The organism is Bacteroides cellulosilyticus DSM 14838 (genome assembly GCF_000158035.1).
GTDB classification, from domain to species: Bacteria; Bacteroidota; Bacteroidia; order Bacteroidales; family Bacteroidaceae; genus Bacteroides; species Bacteroides cellulosilyticus.
This window is the reverse complement of the sequence record NZ_EQ973490.1, coordinates 969,615-991,469: the sequence shown is the minus strand read 5'-3', so window position 1 is coordinate 991,469 and position 21,855 is coordinate 969,615. Positions and strand designations below refer to the sequence as shown.

The 21,855-nt window shown below is 42.7% G+C and carries 10 protein-coding genes; 6 read left to right on the top strand and 4 right to left on the bottom strand.

The features are described 5' to 3' along the window. Nucleotides 1–309: 309 nt before the first annotated feature. Nucleotides 310–2,898 (top strand): DNA mismatch repair protein MutS, encoded by a 2,589-nt coding sequence (gene mutS, locus BACCELL_RS08385; protein WP_033160351.1) that lies wholly within the window; start codon nucleotides 310–312, stop codon nucleotides 2,896–2,898. Between the two features lie 31 nt (nucleotides 2,899–2,929). Here mutS and BACCELL_RS08380 read toward each other — a convergent pair whose 3' ends face one another. Then, nucleotides 2,930–7,003, bottom strand: coding sequence for a hybrid sensor histidine kinase/response regulator transcription factor (locus BACCELL_RS08380; RefSeq protein ID WP_007211270.1), 4,074 nt, complete (start codon nucleotides 7,001–7,003; stop codon nucleotides 2,930–2,932). 226 nt (nucleotides 7,004–7,229) lie between these two features. Between BACCELL_RS08380 and BACCELL_RS08375 the strand changes: the two genes are divergently transcribed. Both BACCELL_RS08375 and BACCELL_RS08370 read left to right on the top strand, forming a co-directional pair. Further along, the gene (locus BACCELL_RS08375) at nucleotides 7,230–10,838 is read left to right on the top strand and encodes a glycoside hydrolase family 38 N-terminal domain-containing protein (RefSeq protein ID WP_007211269.1); all 3,609 of its coding nucleotides are present in this window, start codon (nucleotides 7,230–7,232) and stop codon (nucleotides 10,836–10,838) included. 35 nt (nucleotides 10,839–10,873) lie between these two features. Next, nucleotides 10,874–12,280 (top strand): MGH1-like glycoside hydrolase domain-containing protein, encoded by a 1,407-nt coding sequence (locus BACCELL_RS08370; protein ID WP_007211268.1) that lies wholly within the window; start codon nucleotides 10,874–10,876, stop codon nucleotides 12,278–12,280. A 157-nt stretch (nucleotides 12,281–12,437) separates the two neighbouring features. Here the strand turns inward: BACCELL_RS08370 and BACCELL_RS08365 are convergent, their stop codons facing one another. From BACCELL_RS08365 to BACCELL_RS08355, 3 genes are all read right to left on the bottom strand, one after another. Beyond that, on the bottom strand, nucleotides 12,438–13,526 hold the full coding sequence (locus BACCELL_RS08365; protein WP_007211267.1) for an acyltransferase: 1,089 nt from the start codon (nucleotides 13,524–13,526) through the stop codon (nucleotides 12,438–12,440). 91 nt (nucleotides 13,527–13,617) lie between these two features. Then, nucleotides 13,618–15,567 carry a glycoside hydrolase family 97 protein gene (locus BACCELL_RS08360; RefSeq protein ID WP_044153517.1) on the bottom strand — a complete coding sequence of 650 codons (1,950 nt, stop codon included), beginning with the start codon at nucleotides 15,565–15,567 and terminating at the stop codon, nucleotides 13,618–13,620. 292 nt (nucleotides 15,568–15,859) lie between these two features. Then, nucleotides 15,860–17,617 carry a helix-turn-helix domain-containing protein gene (locus BACCELL_RS08355; RefSeq protein WP_007211265.1) on the bottom strand — a complete coding sequence of 586 codons (1,758 nt, stop codon included), beginning with the start codon at nucleotides 17,615–17,617 and terminating at the stop codon, nucleotides 15,860–15,862. Between the two features lie 670 nt (nucleotides 17,618–18,287). On the opposite strand from BACCELL_RS08355, the gene preA reads away from it, so the two are divergent. The 3 genes from preA to BACCELL_RS08340 all read left to right on the top strand — a co-directional run bounded on the left by preA (nucleotide 18,288) and on the right by BACCELL_RS08340 (nucleotide 21,852). Continuing rightward, entirely contained in the window at nucleotides 18,288–19,772 is a 1,485-nt protein-coding gene (gene preA / locus BACCELL_RS08350; RefSeq protein WP_007211263.1) for an NAD-dependent dihydropyrimidine dehydrogenase subunit PreA, read from the top strand. Between the two features lie 130 nt (nucleotides 19,773–19,902). After that, entirely contained in the window at nucleotides 19,903–21,051 is a 1,149-nt protein-coding gene (locus BACCELL_RS08345; RefSeq protein ID WP_044153515.1) for a hypothetical protein, read from the top strand. 15 nt (nucleotides 21,052–21,066) lie between these two features. Beyond that, nucleotides 21,067–21,852: a hypothetical protein gene (locus tag BACCELL_RS08340; protein ID WP_007211260.1), complete on the top strand. Its 786-nt coding sequence runs from the start codon at nucleotides 21,067–21,069 to the stop codon at nucleotides 21,850–21,852. Nucleotides 21,853–21,855: the final 3 nt, after the last annotated feature.

Genomic DNA, 21,855 nt, shown 5'->3' with positions numbered 1-21,855 from the left:
CATAAAAAAAGGAGTACCGCTGTACTCCAACCTTTGTTAACCTTAAATCTAATACTATGAAAAACACAGTGCAAAGATACGTACTTCTGGGATATCTGCAAATAAAACAAATAAAAAAGAGTGTTTTATAACATGTTTTAGTAAAAGTGTTGTTTTTGTTAAGGCTTACTAAGGATTTGAGTCCCCCCAGTACTTGTTTTCTAAAAAAGAATTATCTTTGCATGGCTGCGAAAATAGCTGCACTTTTGCATATTAATAAATTTATAAAGAACAACTACTGTGAGCGAAGAAGATATTGTCCTTACCCCGATGATGAAACAGTTCTTGGACCTGAAAGCCAAGCATCCTGATGCCGTTATGCTGTTTCGTTGCGGCGACTTCTATGAAACTTATTCTACTGATGCTGTTGTTGCAGCCGAAATCCTGGGAATTACCCTGACTAAGCGTGCCAATGGTAAAGGAAAGACTGTTGAAATGGCGGGATTCCCTCATCATGCACTGGATACGTATCTGCCTAAACTGGTACGTGCCGGGAAGCGTGTAGCCATCTGTGACCAGTTGGAAGACCCGAAAATGACCAAGAAACTGGTGAAACGGGGTATTACGGAACTGGTAACTCCCGGTGTTTCCATCAATGATAATATACTGAATTACCGGGAGAATAACTTCCTGGCTGCCGTACATTTTGGTAAGGGAACGTGCGGTGTGGCATTTCTCGATATATCTACGGGTGAGTTTCTTACAGCAGAAGGGCCTTTCGACTATGTAGACAAGCTATTGAATAACTTCGCGCCCAAAGAAGTACTTTTTGAACGTGGTAAGCGGGGGATGTTCGAGGGAAATTTCGGAAGTAAGTTCTTTACTTTCGAACTGGACGACTGGGTATTTACAGAGACCACCGCCCGGGAGAAACTTCTGAAGCATTTTGAAACGAAGAATCTGAAAGGTTTTGGTGTAGAGCATCTCAAGAATGGTATCATCGCTTCGGGAGCCATCCTGCAATATCTCATCATGACGCAGCATACCCAAATCGGGCATATCACTTCTTTGGCACGTATTGAAGAAGATAAATACGTCCGTCTGGATAAATTCACGGTCCGTAGCCTTGAGCTGATAGGCAGCATGAATGATGGAGGCAGCAGCTTGCTGAACGTGATTGATAAGACTATCAGTCCGATGGGTGCCCGTTTGCTGAAGCGCTGGTTGGTGTTTCCGTTGAAAGATGTACTGCCTATCAATGAACGCTTGAATGTAGTGGAATATTTTTTCCGTCAGCCGGATTTCAAAGAACTGATCGAAGAACAGTTGCATTTGATAGGTGATCTGGAACGTATCATCTCTAAAGTGGCTGTAGGACGTGTTTCTCCTCGTGAAGTAGTTGCATTAAAGGTAGCTTTGCAGGCTATTGAGCCTATTAAGGAAGCTTGTCTGGAGGCGGATAATGCTAGTCTGAACCGTATCGGTGAACAACTGAATATCTGTAAGTCCATTCGTGACCGCATTGAAAAAGAGATTAATAATGATCCTCCGTTGCTGATAAACAAAGGTGGTGTTATGAAGTCAGGCGTCAATGCCGAATTGGATGAATTACGCCAGATAGCTTATTCCGGTAAAGATTATCTGCTACAGATACAGCAACGGGAAAGTGAACTGACTGAAATTCCCAGTCTGAAAATCGGTTACAACAATGTATTCGGTTACTATATTGAAGTGCGCAATACACATAAGGATAAAGTACCACAGGAGTGGATACGTAAACAGACCTTGGCCAATGCCGAACGTTACATTACACAAGAGCTGAAAGAGTACGAAGAGAAAATTCTCGGCGCCGAAGATAAGATATTGATACTGGAAACCCAGCTCTACATGGAATTGGTGCAGGCTCTAAGTGAGTTTATTCCTGCCATTCAGGTGAATGCAAACCAGATCGCGCGTCTGGACTGTTTGCTGTCTTTTGCCAATGTGGCACGTGAGAATAACTATATACGTCCTGTCATCGAAGATAACGATGTTCTGGATATCCGCCAGGGACGACATCCGGTTATCGAGAAGCAACTTCCCATAGGAGAGAAGTACATTGCCAATGATGTGGTGCTGGATAGTAGCTCGCAACAGATCATCATCATTACCGGTCCGAACATGGCGGGTAAGTCTGCATTGCTGAGACAGACGGCGTTGATAACGCTACTGGCGCAGATTGGCAGCTTCGTACCTGCCGAGAGTGCACATATCGGTTTGGTAGATAAGATATTTACCCGTGTAGGTGCCAGTGATAATATCTCTGTCGGAGAGTCTACTTTCATGGTGGAAATGAACGAGGCGGCTGATATTTTGAATAACCTTTCTTCGCGCAGTCTGGTGCTTTTTGACGAGTTGGGACGAGGTACGTCTACGTACGACGGTATTTCTATTGCCTGGGCAATTGTAGAGCATATCCATGAACACCCTAAAGCAAAGGCACGTACGTTGTTTGCTACGCACTATCACGAGTTGAACGAGATGGAGAAAAGCTTCAAGCGTATCAAGAACTACAATGTTTCCGTTAAGGAGGTGGATAATAAGGTCATTTTCCTGCGTAAACTGGAACGTGGCGGTAGTGAACACTCCTTTGGTATCCATGTGGCAAAGATGGCAGGTATGCCGAAAAGTATCGTAAAACGTGCGAATGACATTCTGAAACAGCTTGAGGCGGACAATCGTCAGCAAGGTATTGCAAGTAAGCCGATGGCGGAAGTAGGAGAGACGCGTGGCGGCATGCAACTTAGCTTTTTCCAGTTAGAAGATCCTGTGCTCTGCCAGATACGTGACGAGATTTTGAATCTGGATGTGAATAATCTGACTCCGCTGGAGGCATTGAATAAATTGAATGATATTAAGAGGATTGTAAAAGGGAAGTAAAGCTTCCCTTTTTTATTCTTATCCGGTGACGCTATTCGTTGATAGAATCCATATCTGTCAATTCTTTCTTCACACTATCTTTCTGCTGTTCCCTATATTGGCGTGGTGGCATACCGAAACGCTGGGAGAATAACTTATAGAACGTTCCGCGGTTATTGAAACCTGTCTTGTCCATAATTTCCTCAATGGTATAGTTCTTTGTCAGCAACAGTCGCTCGGCCATTGTGAGGCGATATTCTTTGATGATATCAGCAGGAGATTTGTCTGTTATAGGTTTTAATTTACGGTAGAACTGACGGGTGCTATAGCCCAGGTCACTGCTCAATAGTTCAACGGATAAGTCAGGGTTTGTGATATTCTTTTCTATGGTTTCTATCACCTTATCCAGGAATTCCTGATCTTCTTTGTGGATACAGTTCCCGTTTTCCACTTTGAATGAACTGAATATGGAACTATAATATTCTTTCAGGTCCGATTCTCTTTTAATCAATCGGTAGACTACTTTCTCTAAGTATTTTACATTGAAAGGTTTCGTCACATACACTTCTGCACCAGCCTCAATGCCTTTCACCTGATCGTCTTCGTGATGAAGGGCAGACAGTAGAATGAGTGGAATATGGCTCCATAACTTGTTTTGCTTGATTTTCTGGGCAAAGGAAAGCCCGTCTATTTCAGGCATCATCACATCTGAAATAATCAGATCCGGCTGCTTCAGTTCCAGGCTGGCCAAAGCTTCTGCAGCGTTATTGAAAGATAATACATTGTATTTATCTACAAATATTTCCGAGACGAACCATAACATAGAAGGATCGTCGTCAATGATCATAACCGTGTGCTTGGAAGTGTCAAAATTAACAGTGGTCTGTTCCAGTTCCATGGGCTCCGTATTTGTATTCAGAGGTCCTGTTGCATACACTTTTTGGGGTGTTTCTGCTTCCTGTGCAGTGGGCGATAGTTCCGGTAAAGTGACTGTAAATGTAGTTATCTCATTCTGAATACTGCTAACATTGATTTCACCGTTCAACAGAGTAACCATATTCTTACAAATAGCCAATCCCAGCCCATTCCGTGAATTCTTGCCATTCATTTCAAAAGAATCCAATATCTTATAGCGATCGAATATCTTTGCAAGATTCTCTTTCGCTATCCCCTTTCCTGAGTTGGATATATTAAGGGTTAGAAGCTGGTTTTCTACTTTCAGACCGATGGTGATATTCCCTTCTTCCGGAGTATATTTGAAGGCATTTGAGATCAGGTTATTGACGATCTTACTGAAACAACTGATATCCGTATTCCATTCAATGTCCGGTTCAATATCCAACCGATAGTTCAGATTCTTATTTTCAGCCAATTCACAGAAGGATTCCGCTATGTTCCGGAGTTTGTCTGATACGGATAATCTTTGGATAGAAAGCACCTTATGACCGGTTTCCAGTCTGCGGAATTCCAGCAGTTCCAGAATCAAGCCATTCAGTTTTTCTGTATTCTGCTGTATCATCTTCCCGTATTTGCGGATGTACGAATCAGATTGCGGGTAGGCAAGTATCTTTTCGCACGGACCATAAATCAACGTCAGTGGCGTACAGAATTCATGAGTGATGTTGGTAAAGAAGCGCAGCTTGGACTCATAGACTTCTTCTTTCTTTTCCCGGTTCAATTTCTCAATCATGCGGTGCTGCTTCCGGCGGTATTGATGAACTATCCTGTAAACAGCAAGAATGCAGAACAAAGCGATTAATATGAAATAGAGAATATATGCCCAATTACTTAAATACCAGGGAGGAGTAATCTGAATCAGAAGTTTCTGCGGTTCGCACTCTTTTCCATTCATGTTATTCTTGTATTTCACTAACAAAGTATATTGTCCGGGTGCAAGATTGGAGAAGATGGCGCTGGCCGATGTTCCACTTTCTATCCACTGGCTGCTTACTTCGTCCAATTTGTAAGAATAAGAGTAATTGTTACCATTTATATAATCTATTGCCATAAAGTCGATGCAGAAGAAGTTCCGGCTATAATCCAGCTGAAGTATCTTCTTTCCTTTTTTGTCGTGGAGAAAATCATGAATATTGTATTCTTTTCCGAAGATAGATAATCCCTTCAGGTTTATTTGAGGCATATAGTCTGCCATAATATAAGCATTAGGCTTGACGGTAACAAATCCGTTTGTCCCTCCGAAGAACAAAGTTTCGGTCCGCGAGTCTTTATAGAAAGCTCCATCACTGAATTCAGTGACTTCCAGTCCGTTTTCCCGGTCGTAAGTCTGCCCGGTATTGGTTTTAGGGTTGAACCTTACCAGTCCTTGATTCGTGCTAATCCAAAGGTTATTTTGCTGGTCTTCCAAAATGCCATGTACTGTGTTGTTTGAGAAAAGGTCAGCCCTGTCATGATAATGTGAGTAATCTTCATTGAAGTGAAGTAGTCCGGAACTGGTTCCCAGCCAATATCCTTTCTCATTTTTATAAATGGCGAAAATATCATTGGCCGTCTGACTGTTCACTACATTATCAAACCTGTATGGAGTTAGCTGTTCGGTTTCGACATTGAGCCGGTAGGCTCCATAGCCACGATTACCGAACCAAAGGATAGAATCATTCTCCTGGAAGGAGGTAAAGAAATAATTGGAAGCCATACGCCCGTCATCCAGAACAATTCTGGTAGCCGATTTAACGGAAGGAGAGCTACCGGCTTTATCCAAAATAACTTTTACGATACCTTCACCTACAGTGGATACCCATAAAGTGGTATCATTTAGTTCGTTGATAGAGTGTACATATTTCACCTTCTTTCCATCGGCTATCACTGTAAACGCTTTCAGCTGTTTATTCTGGTATGAATAGTAGTTAAGCCCGTTTTCCGTTCCAATCCATAGCCTGTTCGCAGAACCGGGGGCAAAGCAATAGACGGTGTTGTCGGTTAAGGTACTGTTGCTGATGGAGATCCGGTCGAAAGAAACTGCTGCATTGGTTTCCGGAGAATAATTCCTGATGCGCAATATACCTCCTCCTTTGGTTCCTATCCATAAGGTTTGTTCCTCGTCGTAGTAAACGGTACGTACGGGGTTGTTTATCTGGTATACAGGAGTATCCAGCAGTGTATTGGTAATGGAGAAAGTATCATTGAAATACATGTATACCCCTTGTCCGTCTGTTCCTATCCAAACAATATCCTGATATTTGTCCTTCATCAGACAGAAGATGCCGGAATGGATTTCTGTATCTTGCATCTGGTATTTTATTTTCTGATCGGACATATATTTCAATACGATCAATCCGCTGCTTTTGAAGCCAATGTAATAGTCGTTTTGTTGTTTGATGATGGAAGAAACTTCTCCGCGTGTTTCGACTTCTGCTTTGAGATCTGCAATAAAGTATTGCTGTTGATTTCCGAAGTCATATTCATAGAGTGAGTAGGTCTTATCGATGAAATAGATCAGGTCTTCTTCTGCGAATGCCCATAATAACTGTTCGGAATGTTTGAAAAGATTGTTGGGGGTGAGGGCTATCTCTTCTTTATTCTTGATTATCTGATAGCTGCGGGTGTCATTATTCGAAGTGAATACCCATAGAATATTGTTTTTGTCGATGATAGTGGATAATACGTGTCCGAATGCTATTTGAGGTACTTCCAACTTTTGGAAGAGTTGTTTTTCCGGTTGATAGTAATAGATATATCCGTCGTCTTTTACAATGAAAAGGTCATTATCCCTGCTTTTTGCCATATAGTTCTTGTCTTTGAACTCCGTAAAGCTTTTGGATGTCTGGAGTTTAGTATCCAGACGGTCCAGTCCATAGTTGGTCTGTATCCATAATACATCCTTTTCAGTCTCCATGATGTCGTTAATCAGGTTTCCGGATAATGGGGCTTTCGTCGGGTTGACAGGATTATATACATGGATATTGGTGCCGTCGAAAATATTCAGACCATCACATGAACCGATCCAGATGACTCCCTGATGATCCTGGTAAAGGGATAAGATAGCACTGTTGGATAAGCCGTTTTTGTTTGAAAATTGCCGTAGACTGTATGCATGAATCAAATGCGGAAAGCAGCATAAGATGCAGATAAGCAGTGAAACTTGAGGGAAGTAGTGTTTGTTTTTCATATCTGTATATCGGACTAATTAGGTATTGCAAAGATAGAGATTTATGGTAGGATATGGTTAGGAAGCATAGAAAAAAGAGTAATACTTTTCTGACTTTTTTGTGCGTTTTACAGCCATAGCCATGTAATTACACTTTTATGGCATAAATATAGGTATGCTTTTAGGTAAGTGCCGCTATTTTTGCGATTGATAAATATCTGTATTATTCACAATAGAATATTTTACTATGAAATTACCAGTTATCCTATTAGCATCTGCGCTGCTTTGTTCAGGTAGTATGCATGCACAGAGTGCAAAACCGGAGAAAAAAGCGAAAGCTTATATGGTGGCAGATGCCCACCTGGATACCCAATGGAATTGGGATGTCCAAACCACCATCAAAGAGTATGTTTGGAATACCTTGTCCCGTAATCTGTTTTTGTTGAAGAAGTATCCCGATTATATCTTCAATTTTGAAGGAGGTGTCAAATATGCTTGGATGAAAGAATACTTTCCCAGTGAATATGAGCAACTCAAAGCATTTGTGCGTTCAGGTCGCTGGCATATCAGTGGCAGTAGTTGGGAAGCATCGGATGTGCTGGTACCCTCTGTTGAGTCTTCCATTCGTAACATCCTGCTTGGACAGGAATATTACAGAAAAGAGTTCGGGACAGAAAGTACGGATATTTTCTTGCCCGACTGTTTTGGCTTTGGCTGGACGTTGCCTACTATTGCCAAACATTGCGGTCTCATCGGCTTTTCCTCGCAGAAACTCGACTGGCGTAACCATCCTTTTTATGGAGAGAGTAAACATCCTTTTATGCTTGGATTGTGGAAGGGGGTTGACGGTTCTTCTATTATGCTTGCTCATGGCTATGATTATGGTAAGCGCTGGAATAACATTGACCTGTCGGAAGATAAAGAATTGTTGGGACTGACTAAGCGCACTCCATTGAATACGGTTTATCGCTATTATGGTACGGGTGATACGGGTGGTTCTCCCTCAATAGGCTCTGTTAGTTCTGTAGAGAAAGGTATCAAGGGGAACGGACCGCTAGAAATAATCAGCGCAACGAGCGATCAGTTATTCAAGGATTATCTTCCTTATGAAAAACATTCGGAATTGCCCGTTTTCAACGGTGAATTGCTGATGGATGTACATGGAACCGGATGTTATACTTCGCAAGCTGCCATGAAGCTTTATAACCGTCAGAATGAACTTTTGGGAGATGCTGCCGAAAGAGCGGCCGTAGCAGCGGATTGGTTGGGTATAGCCGGTTATCCGGGTGAAAGTCTGGCAGAAGCATGGAAGCGTTTCATTTTCCACCAATTCCATGATGACCTTACCGGTACCAGTATCCCACGTGCTTATGAGTTTTCGTGGAATGATGAATTGCTTTCATTAAAGCAATTTTCAGGTGTTCTGACAGCTTCGGTAGGGGCTGTTTCTGAGAAAATGGATACTCGCGTCAAGGGGATTCCGGTTGTGTTCTACAATGCACTCGGATTTTCGGTTACGGATGTAGCGGAGGTAGCGATTGAAGCTCCCAAATTCCCTAAAGGTGTCAGTGTTTATAATGCGGAAGGCAAGCAAGTTGCTTCCCAATTACTTTCTTACCGGAATGGAACTGTGTATTTATTGATAGAAGCAACTGTACCTGCTACAGGATATGCCGTGTATGATGTCCGACTTTCCGGAAGCCAGAAGCAGGCAGATTCTTTTGTTTCAGAAACAACAGTGGAGAACTCTGTCTATAAAATCTCATTGGATAAGCAGGGAGATATAATCTCGCTTTACGATAAGAAAAACAATAAAGAACTTGTTAAGGACGGCAAATCTATTCGTTTGGCTCTTTTTACTGAGAATGAATCATATAATTGGCCAGCTTGGGAGATTCTGAAAAAGACTATTGACCGTGCACCTGTTTCTATTACTGAAGACGTGAAAATGAATCTGTGTGAGAATGGTGCCCTGCGCAAGACTTTGTGTATAGAAAAGCGCCATGGCAAATCGTTGTTCCGTCAGTATATCCGGCTTTACGAGGGAGAATTGGCTGACCGTATAGACTTCTACAATGAGATAAACTGGCAGTCAACGAATGCACTGCTGAAAGCAGAATTCCCCTTGAATGTTGATAACGAGAAGGCGACCTACGATCTGGGTATAGGCAGCGTTCAGAGAGGTAATAATATATTGACCGCTTATGAAGTATATGCCCAATATTGGGCGGATTTAACCGATAGTGACGGCAGTTATGGTGTTTCTATTATGAATGACAGTAAATATGGCTGGGATAAACCTGATAATCATACACTCCGCCTGACATTGCTTCATACACCCGAGACTAAGAACAACTATCCGTATCAAGACCGTCAGGACCTGGGATATCATACTTTCACTTATAGTTTGGTAGGGCATGCCGGCGGTTTGGACAAGGCGCAGGTCGTTAAGGAGTCTGAAGTATTGAATCAGCGTCTGAAGGCTTTTGCTGCCGAGAAACATTCCGGAACATTGGGCAAAGCCTTTTCTTTCGCATCTTCGGACAATAGTAACGTTGTCATCAAAGCTTTGAAGAAAGCGGAAAGTTCGGACGAATATGTGGTGCGTGTGTACGAAACGGGTGGCAAAGCTCCACAAAATGCAGTGCTGACATTTGCAGGAACTATTATAAGTGCCGTTGAAGCAGATGGTACGGAGAAGAGTATAGGAAGTGCGGACTTCAGTGATAATCAGCTGGAAGTCTCCATACAGCCCAACAGCATCAGGACCTATAAAGTCCGTTTCAATGATAATAAGAAGGAAGAATTGCGATGCGAACAACTGCCTCTCAATTATGACCGTAAATGTTTCAGCTGGAACGAATTTCGTTGGGAGGCTAATTTCGAAGCCGGTTATTCTTATGCCGCTGAATTAATACCTGCCGATATAACTGTTAATCGTGTTCCTTTCCATCTGGAAACAAAAGAAGAAATGAATGGTATGTTATGTAGCGGAAATACCTTGCAACTGCCTGCCGGACATTCCTATAACCGTTTGTATATACTGGCTGCTGCGGCAACTGCTGAAGAAGATGTTAGAGGCGTATTCCAGGCAGGGAAGAATTTGCAGGAGATTGTCGTTCCTTCTTATACCGGTTTCATCGGACAATGGGGACATACAGGCCATACACAAGGCTATTTGAAAGATGCAGAAGTGGCCTATGTCGGTACACACCGCCATTCCGCTGAGGGAGATCATGCTTATGAGTTTACTTATATGTTCAAGTTTGCCATTGACATCCCTGCTAAAGCAACTGAGGTTATCCTGCCCGATAATAAAGATATTGTTATTTTTGCTGCTACATTGGTTGAAGAACCATATGCACCTGTTAAAGCACTATCTACTTTATTCCAGACTGCCAATGAAGATGATACCAGCTTGCAGAAGACAGCAGAACTGAAGATCAATCTGTTGAAACCGGAACATATCGTTGCTTGGTCGGGATATACCAACGACAATGAGAAACCTGCATTTCTCATTGATGGAAACGAGAATACTAAATGGTGCGATACCTCTATGCTTCCTAACTATATTGATTTTGATTTGGGAATGGAAAAGGAAATAAGCGGTTGGAAGATGGTGAATGCTGCTCAGGAAAGCTATTCTTATATCACTGGCAGCTGCTTCTTGCAAGGCCGGAATAACCCGAATGAAGCATGGCGCACATTGGACTTTGTAACCGGAAACAAGCAGAATGTTATCAACCGTTCTTTGGGTAAGACTGAGAAGGTACGCTATCTGCGTCTGTTGGTTACTCAACCGGTACAGGCCGCTAATGGCAAGGACACACGTATTTATGAGTTTGCAGTTTTTTAATAAGTATATAACATTATATCAATAACGAGAATATTATGAAAAGTCTTTTTGTTCTAGCTTCAGTTTTTTTCATAGCGGCAGAAGTAAATGCTCAGCAACTGACAACGGAAACTCCGTTAGTCGATAAAGCCTTTACACTTGCCACTAAGACATTATATAAAAATGCTCCTGACAGTTTGATTAAAGCCGGAGGGCAATATGGCGGTGAGTGGACACGTGATGTTTCCATCAATGCTTGGAATGCTGCCAGTCTACTTATACCGGAGAAAACCGCTTATTCTCTCTGGAGTGTTACAATCGATGACCGGAAGTTGATAGGACATCAATACTGGGATCAGATTATCTGGGTTATGGCTGCCTATGATTTCTATCTGAAAAACAACGATCTTAACTTTCTGAAACAAGCTTATATAGCTTCTGCTAATACAATGAAGAAATTGGAGAAGGAAGCCTATGATGAGAAATACGGTCTATTCACAGGCCCTTCGGTTTTCAACGACGGTATTGCCGGATATGAAGAGCCCATCTACGAACCTACCAATAAATCTTCTTATGTGTTGGACCATCCAGGATCAAAGACTATCAAGTGTTTGAGCACAAATTGTATTTATTTTCGAGCATATGAGTTGTTGGCTGATATGGCACGAGTGTTAGGAGATAAGAAGAATATTAAGGAATATAAGCAAAAGGCCTCTATCCAAAAGGAAAATATACGTAAATATCTCTATGATAAGAAACAGAACCGTTTGAACTATCTGATTGATGGAAATGGCAAAGTGCATGCTTATCAGGAAGGATTGGGTATTTCTTTAGCTATTTTGTTCCAGGTTGTGACTCCTCAGGAAGCAAAAAAAATCATCAACGGAGTTTATATGGGAAAATACGGTTTGCCTTCCATTTATCCAGCATTTAAACGTTTCTCAAAGGAGCATCCCGGTCGCCATAATCAGATTGTGTGGCCATTTGTCAATGGCTTTTGGGCGGATGCCTGTAGCAAGAGTGGACGAGATGACATCTTCATGAAGGAGATGATGAATCTTGCTGATTTAGCCATCAATAAGGGTAATAACTGCTTTTATGAAATATATAATGAGGATACGGGCAAGGTTGATGGAGGCTGGCAGCAGGGTGGCCAATGGAATTCTGTATATGATCAGACTTGGTCGGCTACGGGGTATATAAACATGGTTTTCAGTGGTTTGCTTGGTATGTCATTTTCAACTTCGGGGGTAACTTTTGCACCCAACTTTAAGTTGATGAAAGATTTGGGTTTTAAAGAACTTAAAGACTTGCGTTATCAGATGGGGACATTGGATGTCAAGATGGTAGGAACAGGCAGTAAGCTATCCACCATGCTGGTAAATGGTGTTAAGTATAACTTAAAGAAACCCATTGTCGCTACTCAAGGCCGGACAATCATAGAATTTGTAATGGCAGAATAGGCCATTATAAATGGTCATCCTCATGCTGAGAAGCGAGGCCAATTGAGCGAAAGTGTATTTGATATCATCCCATTGACTGGCGTCGTAATCCGATTGATGGAAGTATTTGGGGCTGTCTTTAGATCAGCCCCCACTTTTTTCATAAATAATTTGATATTTATCCTATTATCCATTTACTGCCCGGTATAAATGAGATGATCTTTGCTGTTACGAAGCAGCAAATGAATGTACTCACTGCAATACAAGGTATAGCCGCAACGGTAGGCAGTGCCAGAGTGTGCTTGAATATTGTTACCCACAACCCGAGCCAGAATATATGCATGAGATACATGCCATAGCTGAGTTTTGATGTTTCTGTTAGAATTCGTGGGGGATTTGGGCGATTGATGCATGTGAAAATAAGGAATGTACCCGTTGTAAGAAGCACACAATTGATTGTACAGAAAGCCCATCCTATTTCTATTACAGGTGTGGAAAGAATTTCTCCGGGCACAGCCTGGATATAGAATGAATAAATGGTCCATACAGCTCCGATGATCATTAGAATGCCTCCTACGGTGAGACGTTTGGAACGGTTCCATGTAAGGTGAACACGTATGTAATGTGCCAATACGAGGTATCCCAGATAGCCTGAGAAATACCATAGCATGTGGTACTCATTCCAGAAACATTGCCCCCATACTTCACCAAACCAGCGGTTGAGATACGGCATACATGTTGATAACAGGAATAGCCCAATGAAGAAACGCTCTTCTTTCTTTGTGGCTTTACTCAACCACGGTGATATGATGGGTATGAACAAATAAAGACTGATCAAAGGATACATAAACCATAAGTGTCCGGCCTGTGATGGGAAGTTCAGTAATATTCGCGACATATCGTTCAATGATGTCTCTCCATTGATCGCTCCCCACAACATTGGTAAGGTACTATAGAGTATCATGAAAATAAAAAATGGTGGCAGGATGCGTAAGCAGCGCTGGCGGTAAAATTGCCATGTGGTCTGTTCTTTTTTCATCGGTGCAAGGAGGAAGGCGGAAACAATCATGAATAGTGGTACTGCCATGCGTGAGAAACCGTCGTAAACTGCTACCCATAGCCGGTCTGTTTCACTGGCCAAATAAGACTGAGGTCCTACCATATCTGTAGATCCGGCAGCGCCATAAAAGTTTTCACTGGCGTGGACCAAAATGACAAGGAAACATGCGAATACGCGTACATAATCTAAAAAAACAATACGTTTCATTTTTTATTTGAGTATTTCTGTTAATAATTTTGTGTTAAAGTAATTCTCAGGGGGAGGAGATTCAAAAAACTTCTCCGGATTAACTGTTAGATTATTCAATTACAGCTGCAAAACCACCATTGCGTGCCAGACTTATAGTTAACTTATCTCCCTTTCTAAGTGTACGCTCTTTCATACGATAATCCATAGCTTGGCGGTTAGCGTTTATTCCGTCTTCAAAGGAGGTCATACGGTAGGTTTGTCCTTCTTTCAGGAAGTTCAGGTTTAGTTCAAAGTCTCGTTGTTGCTCTCTATTATTGGTCATGCCACCGATATACCATTTATCTCCTTTGCGTTTGGCTACGATAGCGTATTCGCCAACTTTGGCTTTCAGAGCAATGGTTTCATCCCAAGTTTGTGGCACTTGGGTGATGAAGCGTGTACATTCGTCATTACGGTAGTAGAGAGTTGGATTGTCTGCCATCATTTGAATTCCGCTTTCGAATATAATGAATAATCCCATCTGATAAGCGCGTGTACCGATACTGGCTGAATTGGGACGCTCGGAACGATAGATCTCCGGTTGCATACTCAGCATAGCGCCCGGAGTATAATCCATCGGGCCTACTGCATTTCTCATGAAAGGCAGATAAACGCTATTGTCCGGTTGGCATCCACCCATTTGCTCCATACCTCTTACTCCTTCATAAGAAAGGACATTGGGGTATTTGTATTCCAGACCTGCCGGTTTAAATGATCCGTGGAAATCGACGAACAGATGATGTTCGGCTGCTTCTTTGGCAACTCTTTCATAATAGTTTACCATCCATTGGTCGCTTCTGTCCATAAAATCAATTTTGACACCTTTCACACCCCATTTTTCAAATGTCTCGAACAAACCGAAGTTCTTTTCTACCGTTAACCATGTCAGCCAAAGTACAATTCCTACATTCTTTTCTTTACCGTAGCGGATAAGTTCATGAACATCCACTGTTGGATTGGGAGTATAAGGATCTCTTGTGGACATGGCCCAGCCTTCATCCATGATGATATAAGGTATTCCATAGTGGGCGGCAAAGTCAATGAAATATTTATAAGTATCCAGATTACAGCCTGCTACAAAGTCTACATCCGCTCCGTAAGGGGTGGCACCATTCCACCATTCCCAGCTTGCCAATCCCGGTTTAATCCAAGAAGTATCCTTCAATACATTTTTTTGTGCGAGCTGATAGGTCATGGTATTCTCTATTAATTGTTCGTCGTTTGTGCTGATGACAAAGTAGCGCCAGGGGAAACTGCGTTTTCCATTGGTTCGGGCAATGTAGCTTGCTTCTTTCTCTATTTTGAGGCTACGGTCTCCGTCTTCACCGAATTCCAGAGGAACTTTAGGAAATATGGAAGACATGCTGTTATCGCCATTACTCTTAAAAAACAAAGCCGGATAGTCTGTCAAATCTGATTCACTGATCAGGATTTTATATTCTTTCTGTGTATCTATAAGTACAGGTAGGAGTATCATTGGATCTGACGTTTTCCATTCATTACTTTGTATGTGGCGGTACTCTTCTTCATAAGCTGTTTTAAAACCGCCCGGTTGCTGCACATGAAGCAGATAATTCTCCGGGAAGTTTATCTGAAGAGTTTCGCTGTTCACATCGATTATTCCTTTCTTGTCTGTAATGAAACGATAGGCGACTCCGTCATTGAATGCACGGAATTCAATAGAATAATCTCCTTTGAATTTCAGTAGTAGTTGATTGTATGTGTTGGATACGATGGAATATTTTAGTGGAATTACCGGTGTAAGAGATTCGTTTATGCTTTTTCTGCTTACTTTTGTGAGTTTAGGATTGCTTCCCAATTGTTGGTTACCTACTTCCAATCGAAGAGCACATTGTTGCAGCAATATGTCGTTCCTGTACATCACGTCGTACTGAATCTTATCTGAAAGGTTAATGACTATCCGGAGGTTACCATCCGGTGATTGAAGTTCGTGTGCTTTTTGTCCGTACATGCACAGGATTGTGCAAAAACTTAGTAATAAAAATGATAGTTTTTTCATGATAATAGTCTTTGATTTCCTATTTGCAAAGGTAGCGTGTGACATGAATAATTAGTTATAGATTTGTGACATTATAGTACGTTTCCAGTCTTGTTAGATCTTTAGCGTTACTTAACACCACCAAGCAGTGCAAACTGATGAACAGTTCCAATATCAATCGCCTAAGATGTCTTACCTGCCATAACAGCTTTGCAAATTACGGACTGAAAGTATATTTTATTCTAGAAAAGAAAAATGTATTGCAACAATTAATGCTTAAGGCATTCGTTATAACTTCAAGGAACAGATATGATTACTCTATTTTAGTGCGCATGTATTGTGCAGGAGTCATTCCTGAAATCTTTACAAAAGCTCGATAGAATGTGCTACGGCTATTGAAATTAGCCTCTTCGGCAATCGCGTCAACAGAAAGATAAGGTTTTTCTTTCATCAGTTTAATGGAATACTCTATTTTCAGACCATTCAGATAATCGTTGAAATTGTCAGAGCCCGCATATCTCCGCAACAGGGGGCTGAGATCATTCTTGTTGATATCGGTGACACGTATCAAGTCGTCACGCCCGAATCCGGGTTTCAAAAAAAGCTTTTGTTCGATAAGTTGGCTTTCCATCTTCATGAACTTAGCATAATTTTCATCACTATTTGTCCCCGGAGCTGCCACATCTGTTTTTGTAGCGGCTGTTAATGTCTCTTCCTCAGGCAGGGGTGAACCAGTTCCGATTTCTTTCGTTGTTTCATGAGTATTTCTTGTTTGTGTAAACACCTTACGCAATTCTTCACGTTGCGCCAACAGTTCATCTATCTGTTTGGCTGCGATACGGTTCCGCATCTTTGTTTTTTGCAAATTCACAAAAGTCGTCCAAAGGATGATAATGAGCAGAACCGTCAGGACACACGAGCCTGCCAACAGAAGCATACGCCGTTCGGACAAAGCGTGAGATTTGGCCAACTGCAACTCTTTTTCTTTCAGCTCGAATTTAGAAGCGTACTCTTGTGCCTTACTTTTGCTCTCGCGGGTATAAATGCTATCTTGCACCACCCAGCCACGTTGGGTGAAGACATCGGCTAAGTCAAAACGTTTCATTCCACGGCTGGCTCGCGCACGATAGTTGAGCAAAATCAGATATTCATAGCTTACGGTATCATTTGTAAAAGCAGAAATGCATGTATCGCTTAGAGCTGCCGCTTCCGCATATTGATTGATATTCAGCAAATAAGGTACACTATACTGTTTGCCGATAAGAGTTTTCGAAAAGCTGGTAGATTGGTATTTCCTGAATATTTCTGTTGCCTCTTCTTTCTTACCTTCATCGTGCAACAGCACAGCCATTTTGGCATAAAGGAAGCCATATTGCTGGTCAATATATCCTGGAGGAGGTCCGGGGAGCCCGCTCATACGCTGTATGACGGTTTCACGGCGGTAACCTATTTCAATTGCTTCCGCCATCCGGTTCCGATTGATATAGAAGGACATGTATTCACCATAAATAGTCGAGAGACGAGACATTTCACGCACATCATCTGTTCCTTCCAGCAGCTTCACCGCCCGCTGAAAATACTCCTGTGCCATTTCGTCGTTTGTCATGCCTATGCAGACGCGCGCCATTACGGAGTACATATCTGATTCTTCTTTTTTACATGCCAGATTGCGTGCCAGATCAATACCTTCATGGCACACACCGATGCTTTCCTCATATCTGTTCTGTCTTTCCAAGATATTTGCCAGCATCGTTATAGATGAAAGTTTACGCTCCGGTACCAAACGTATTGAGTCGTTCTGCAACGCACGGCGCACACAGATTTCCTTGGCAGTCAGGTCGTGCTTGATTTCATAACACATCGCTCGCAATAGATCAATCCGAAAGGGAATGATACCGGAAGCCGGACTTTTTTCCGCTTCGTCCAACAGTCGTAAAGCGCTATCCGGATAGTTTACATAAATAGAACGGATCGTACGTTCGGTCAGCAGGCTATCGGGAACCGTGGCACTCGTACGAAAAGAATTAACCACCCAAAGGAGGAAGAATGCCAAGAAACAACTTAATTTCATTTTTATTATATTTAAAACATTGGCAAATGTAATAAACCGTCTTGATTAAGCCAAAAGATCATCTCTTCAACCTTGTAGTTTTCGCTATGTTTTCCAGTTTACACCCACATTGAGTAGGCATCATAACAAATTATATATCAACGTGTATAGACAATTTGAGATATACTAGGACAATTTGAGATATACTAGGACAATTTGCGACATACACTCTCGAACAGTTCACTTATTTTTGCCCAGGTTAAAAAAACATCCCGAGTCATTATGAAACGAAGTAAATTACCATTCTTTTCTATAAACACAGATATTGTGTTCATTATTCAAATAGTCACGACGATAATCTCATTGGTAATTGTGGTGGTGTCTATTATTTTTTTAGTGATCGGATAATGTGCGGGAATGATACGAGAACAATAAAACAACAAGAAGTAAAACAAATATTAATCAAAAAAAGGATCAAAATGAGAATACATAATTTATGGAAAAATGTGTCTGCCTTGCTGGTGGCAGGTTGTATCTGTTGTACCATGCCGTTGTGCAACAACGACGAAGCACCGGCAACCATGCAGGTACAGCACTGAGTTCATTGGCTAATAAACGGAATGAAGCAGGCGAGGCAACCTTGAAATAACCGTTTGATATTAAGTAATAAGAATAAAAGATAGATTTCATCATGGCAAAAAACAAGACAAGAATTGCAGATGCGACACGATGTCTGATGTGTTATCAGCCTATTTGTGACATAGCTTGTCAGAAAAAGGTTTTCCCGGCCGGAATTATACATGCTTTACATTTGAAGAATGAGGCTGGAGCATACTTGCGGTCAGCAGAAAATGTTTCCTGCCTCCATTGTGATGATGCAAAGTGTGAAAAAGCCTGCGCACGCGGACGGGTAGATTCTCCAATCCGAATACAGGAAATTTGCAGATATGTATCCCAAATGGAAAACATATCACGAGAGAGCACACAAGCAGAGTTGTCGGTCAACTTTTGTGGCATCAGATGTGAAAATCCGTTTTTCCTTGCTTCATCGCCAGTGGCTTCGTCGTTCGAGATGTGTTGCCATGCTTTTGATGCCGGATGGGCAGGAGTATCATATAAGACAATCAGTTTCTATCAGAGCCGGGAAGTTTCTCCCCGCTTTGATGCGCTTCCCGGAGAACATCCCTTTTCATTCTGCGGATTCAAAAATCTGGAGCAGCTGTCGCCTCACTCCGCCGAAGAGAATTTCGAGATTATCCGTCGTTTAAAGGAACGTTACCCGGAAAAGGTCATTATCGCTTCCATTATGGGTAGAAATTGCGACGAATGGACTGTCCTTGCACGCATGGCAGAAGAAGCCGGTGCAGACTTGATAGAATGCAATTTCTCTTGTCCTCAGATGGCCAAGCAGGGATTGGGAAGCGATATCGGACAAGATCAGGATCTTATTGCGCTCTATACCCGGGCTACACGCAAAGGAAGCCGTTTACCTATCATAGCCAAGATGACACCCAACATAGGCAATATGGAACTTCCGGCAATGACTGCGATTGCCAATGGAGCAAACTCTTTGGCCGCTATCAATACGGTGAAGAGCATTACGCGCATCAATACTGAAAATTTTTCTTCCTATCCTGATATAGGCGGACAATCAGCTGTTGGAGGTTACTCCGGGCAGGCGGTGAAACCGATAGCCCTCCGTTTCATTCGTGACCTGGCCTCCTATCCACCGCTCAAAGGTATCCCTCTGTTTGGTATTGGAGGAATAACAACCTGGCAAGATGCTTTGGATTTCATTTTGCTGGGGTGTACGGCATTGCAGGTGTGCACATCAGTGATGGAATATGGTTATCGCATCATCGATCATTTGAAGGAAGGGCTTTCTATTTATATGAAACAGCACGACATCGCTTCGCTTGACGAGTTGCGCGGATTGGCTTTGCCCAACTTAGTTCAGCCGGAACAGTTAGACAGAGAACGCAAACTTCATTGCGAGATCGACAGCCGACGGTGCATACATTGCGGGCGTTGTTACATCTCGTGCCTTGACGGCGGACATCAAGCCATCGGATGGGAAAAACGTACTCCGATGATTGACAAATCGCTTTGCGTGGGTTGCGGGCTTTGTACGTTAGTCTGTCCGACCGAGGCCATTTCATTAGTAAACAGTTTATAAACAACGATTAACGCTCATTGTCCCAATAGTTGTTCCGGTCATTTCATTGGTAGTTGAGCCATGTGCATGGAAAAACATGAAGACAATAGCACAAAGAAATAATATCATACTAACTAAAATAAGAATCAGAATGAGAATATGTAATTTATGGAGAAATGTGTCTGTCTTGCTGGTGGCAGGTTGTATCTGTTGCGCCATGCCGTCGTGCAGCGATGATGATGCACCGGCAGTCATTGAAGCCGCACAGCCGTGTGCATCCGCTTACGAACTGAATGAAGTGGGTGATGTCGCCTTGGAATTTGAAGTAATCCCCGAAAACGCCCAAGTGAACGAGGTAAAAATCATAGGAGAAAACAGAGCGTTCGAGGCGCAAGGCTTCACATCCAAAGGAGGGGGCAAATGGCTGTTGAATGCCAGGGTAACCGACTTCACGCAGATCAAGCAGGAGAATACAGTCATTCTATCCGTTAGACAGACTGGCGGAGCTGCCAGTGAAGTTGAGCTTGTCGTAACCGACCCGTACACTATAGAAAACAAGTTCACCCTTGCCAATCCCAAAGGATTCAACTACTACAGTGCTGATAAGGAAAACCTGTATGAAACCGGTCTGCCGGTAGTCATCGCAGCAGAGAAACAGGAAGACCTTGCCTTGATCGACAGCAAAAACATCAAGGTGGTTGACGGAGCAGTGTCCCATAAAGTGGGAGCCGTCCACTTCAATATAATTCCCATGACGGAAGAAACCGGCTTTACGCTGAATGTGAACCCCGAGAAGCTGGAAGAGGTACAGGAAGCCATCCCGACATACAGTACGTTAGACTTCAACGTGCAGCTGACCTCCAAGAACAGCCGAGTAGCCAGCCTGCCACTGACAGTTACCGCCTGTGCACCGCAGGCAACCGTGGAAGATGATGCGCTGACCTTGTCGCGATCCGACTTGGGCAACCCTGACTTTGAAAAAGGCTTCGACATTGATGTAACCCATAAACTCAGACAAATGGGCATATTGGAAAAGAGTGGATTCAAAGTAAAAAGTCTTGGTCTGTTGGACGAAAACGGGAAATCGGTGGACGATGGGCCTTTCATCGAGACACAGCTCGAAATCATGGATGCCGAAGGCAACACCAAATGCAGTGTGAGCCTGACAGGAGATGCCCGATACAACTATGCCCCGGGCACCTACTACTACGTACTGCGTTGCCGCCAGCCGTGGGAATACAATGGCAAGACATACAATCCTTCTTGTGCCAATCTGAAATTCAAAATCGTAATTAAATAAACAGACGGGCAGGCGATGAAACAGTTTTTTGATAAGGATTTTTGGAAGAACACGGCCGGGTGTACCGTAGGCACCTTGATCGGTATCCTGCTGACTTTTGGTACGAGTTCCTATTTGGAAAACCGGAACAAAACCGAAATGGCACAGAAAACCGTGATGCTTACTTTGCACAACCTGGATGCATCCACCCGAAATATGCAGACACTTTTGGATGAATTGCAACAGTACGATACGCTTTTCACACGGGCCGCTTCCCTTATGCCCGACCGGCTCGGCCAGATGGGGAGTGACTCGCTGCAAATGTTCGTCAATGCATTCGGCTCACGCCGGTTGCTGATGACGGACCATACCACAAGCAGCATTTTCTCCAACAGTTTCGAAGTGTGGCAATGTCTGGACGACGAAAAGGTAATCGGACGGATAGGCAACTGCTATAGTGTCCTGGATGTATGTCGCAAAGAGTACCTCAGAATGGAAGAATTGCGCCAAAAGGCCTATCAAGCCTATTGGCACGAATGTCCGCCCATGGATTACCCCGATGCCGAAAAGGCCGCAAAGGCACTCCTCGAACGGTACGACGTGCGTTATGTATTGTCCATACATTCCAACGTCATCCAAATGCTGAAACATACGCACGGTATTGTCTGCCAGCTGAATGAACGTAACAAACAGGTGCTTCACATCACACAGGAAGAATTGGATGAAGTAGGGAAACTCTTGGAGCAAAACTCCTACAACATCAAATCGGACGATATGCAGACACCGGAAAACAATTTGAATGAAAACGAAGTAAATGAATAGAAT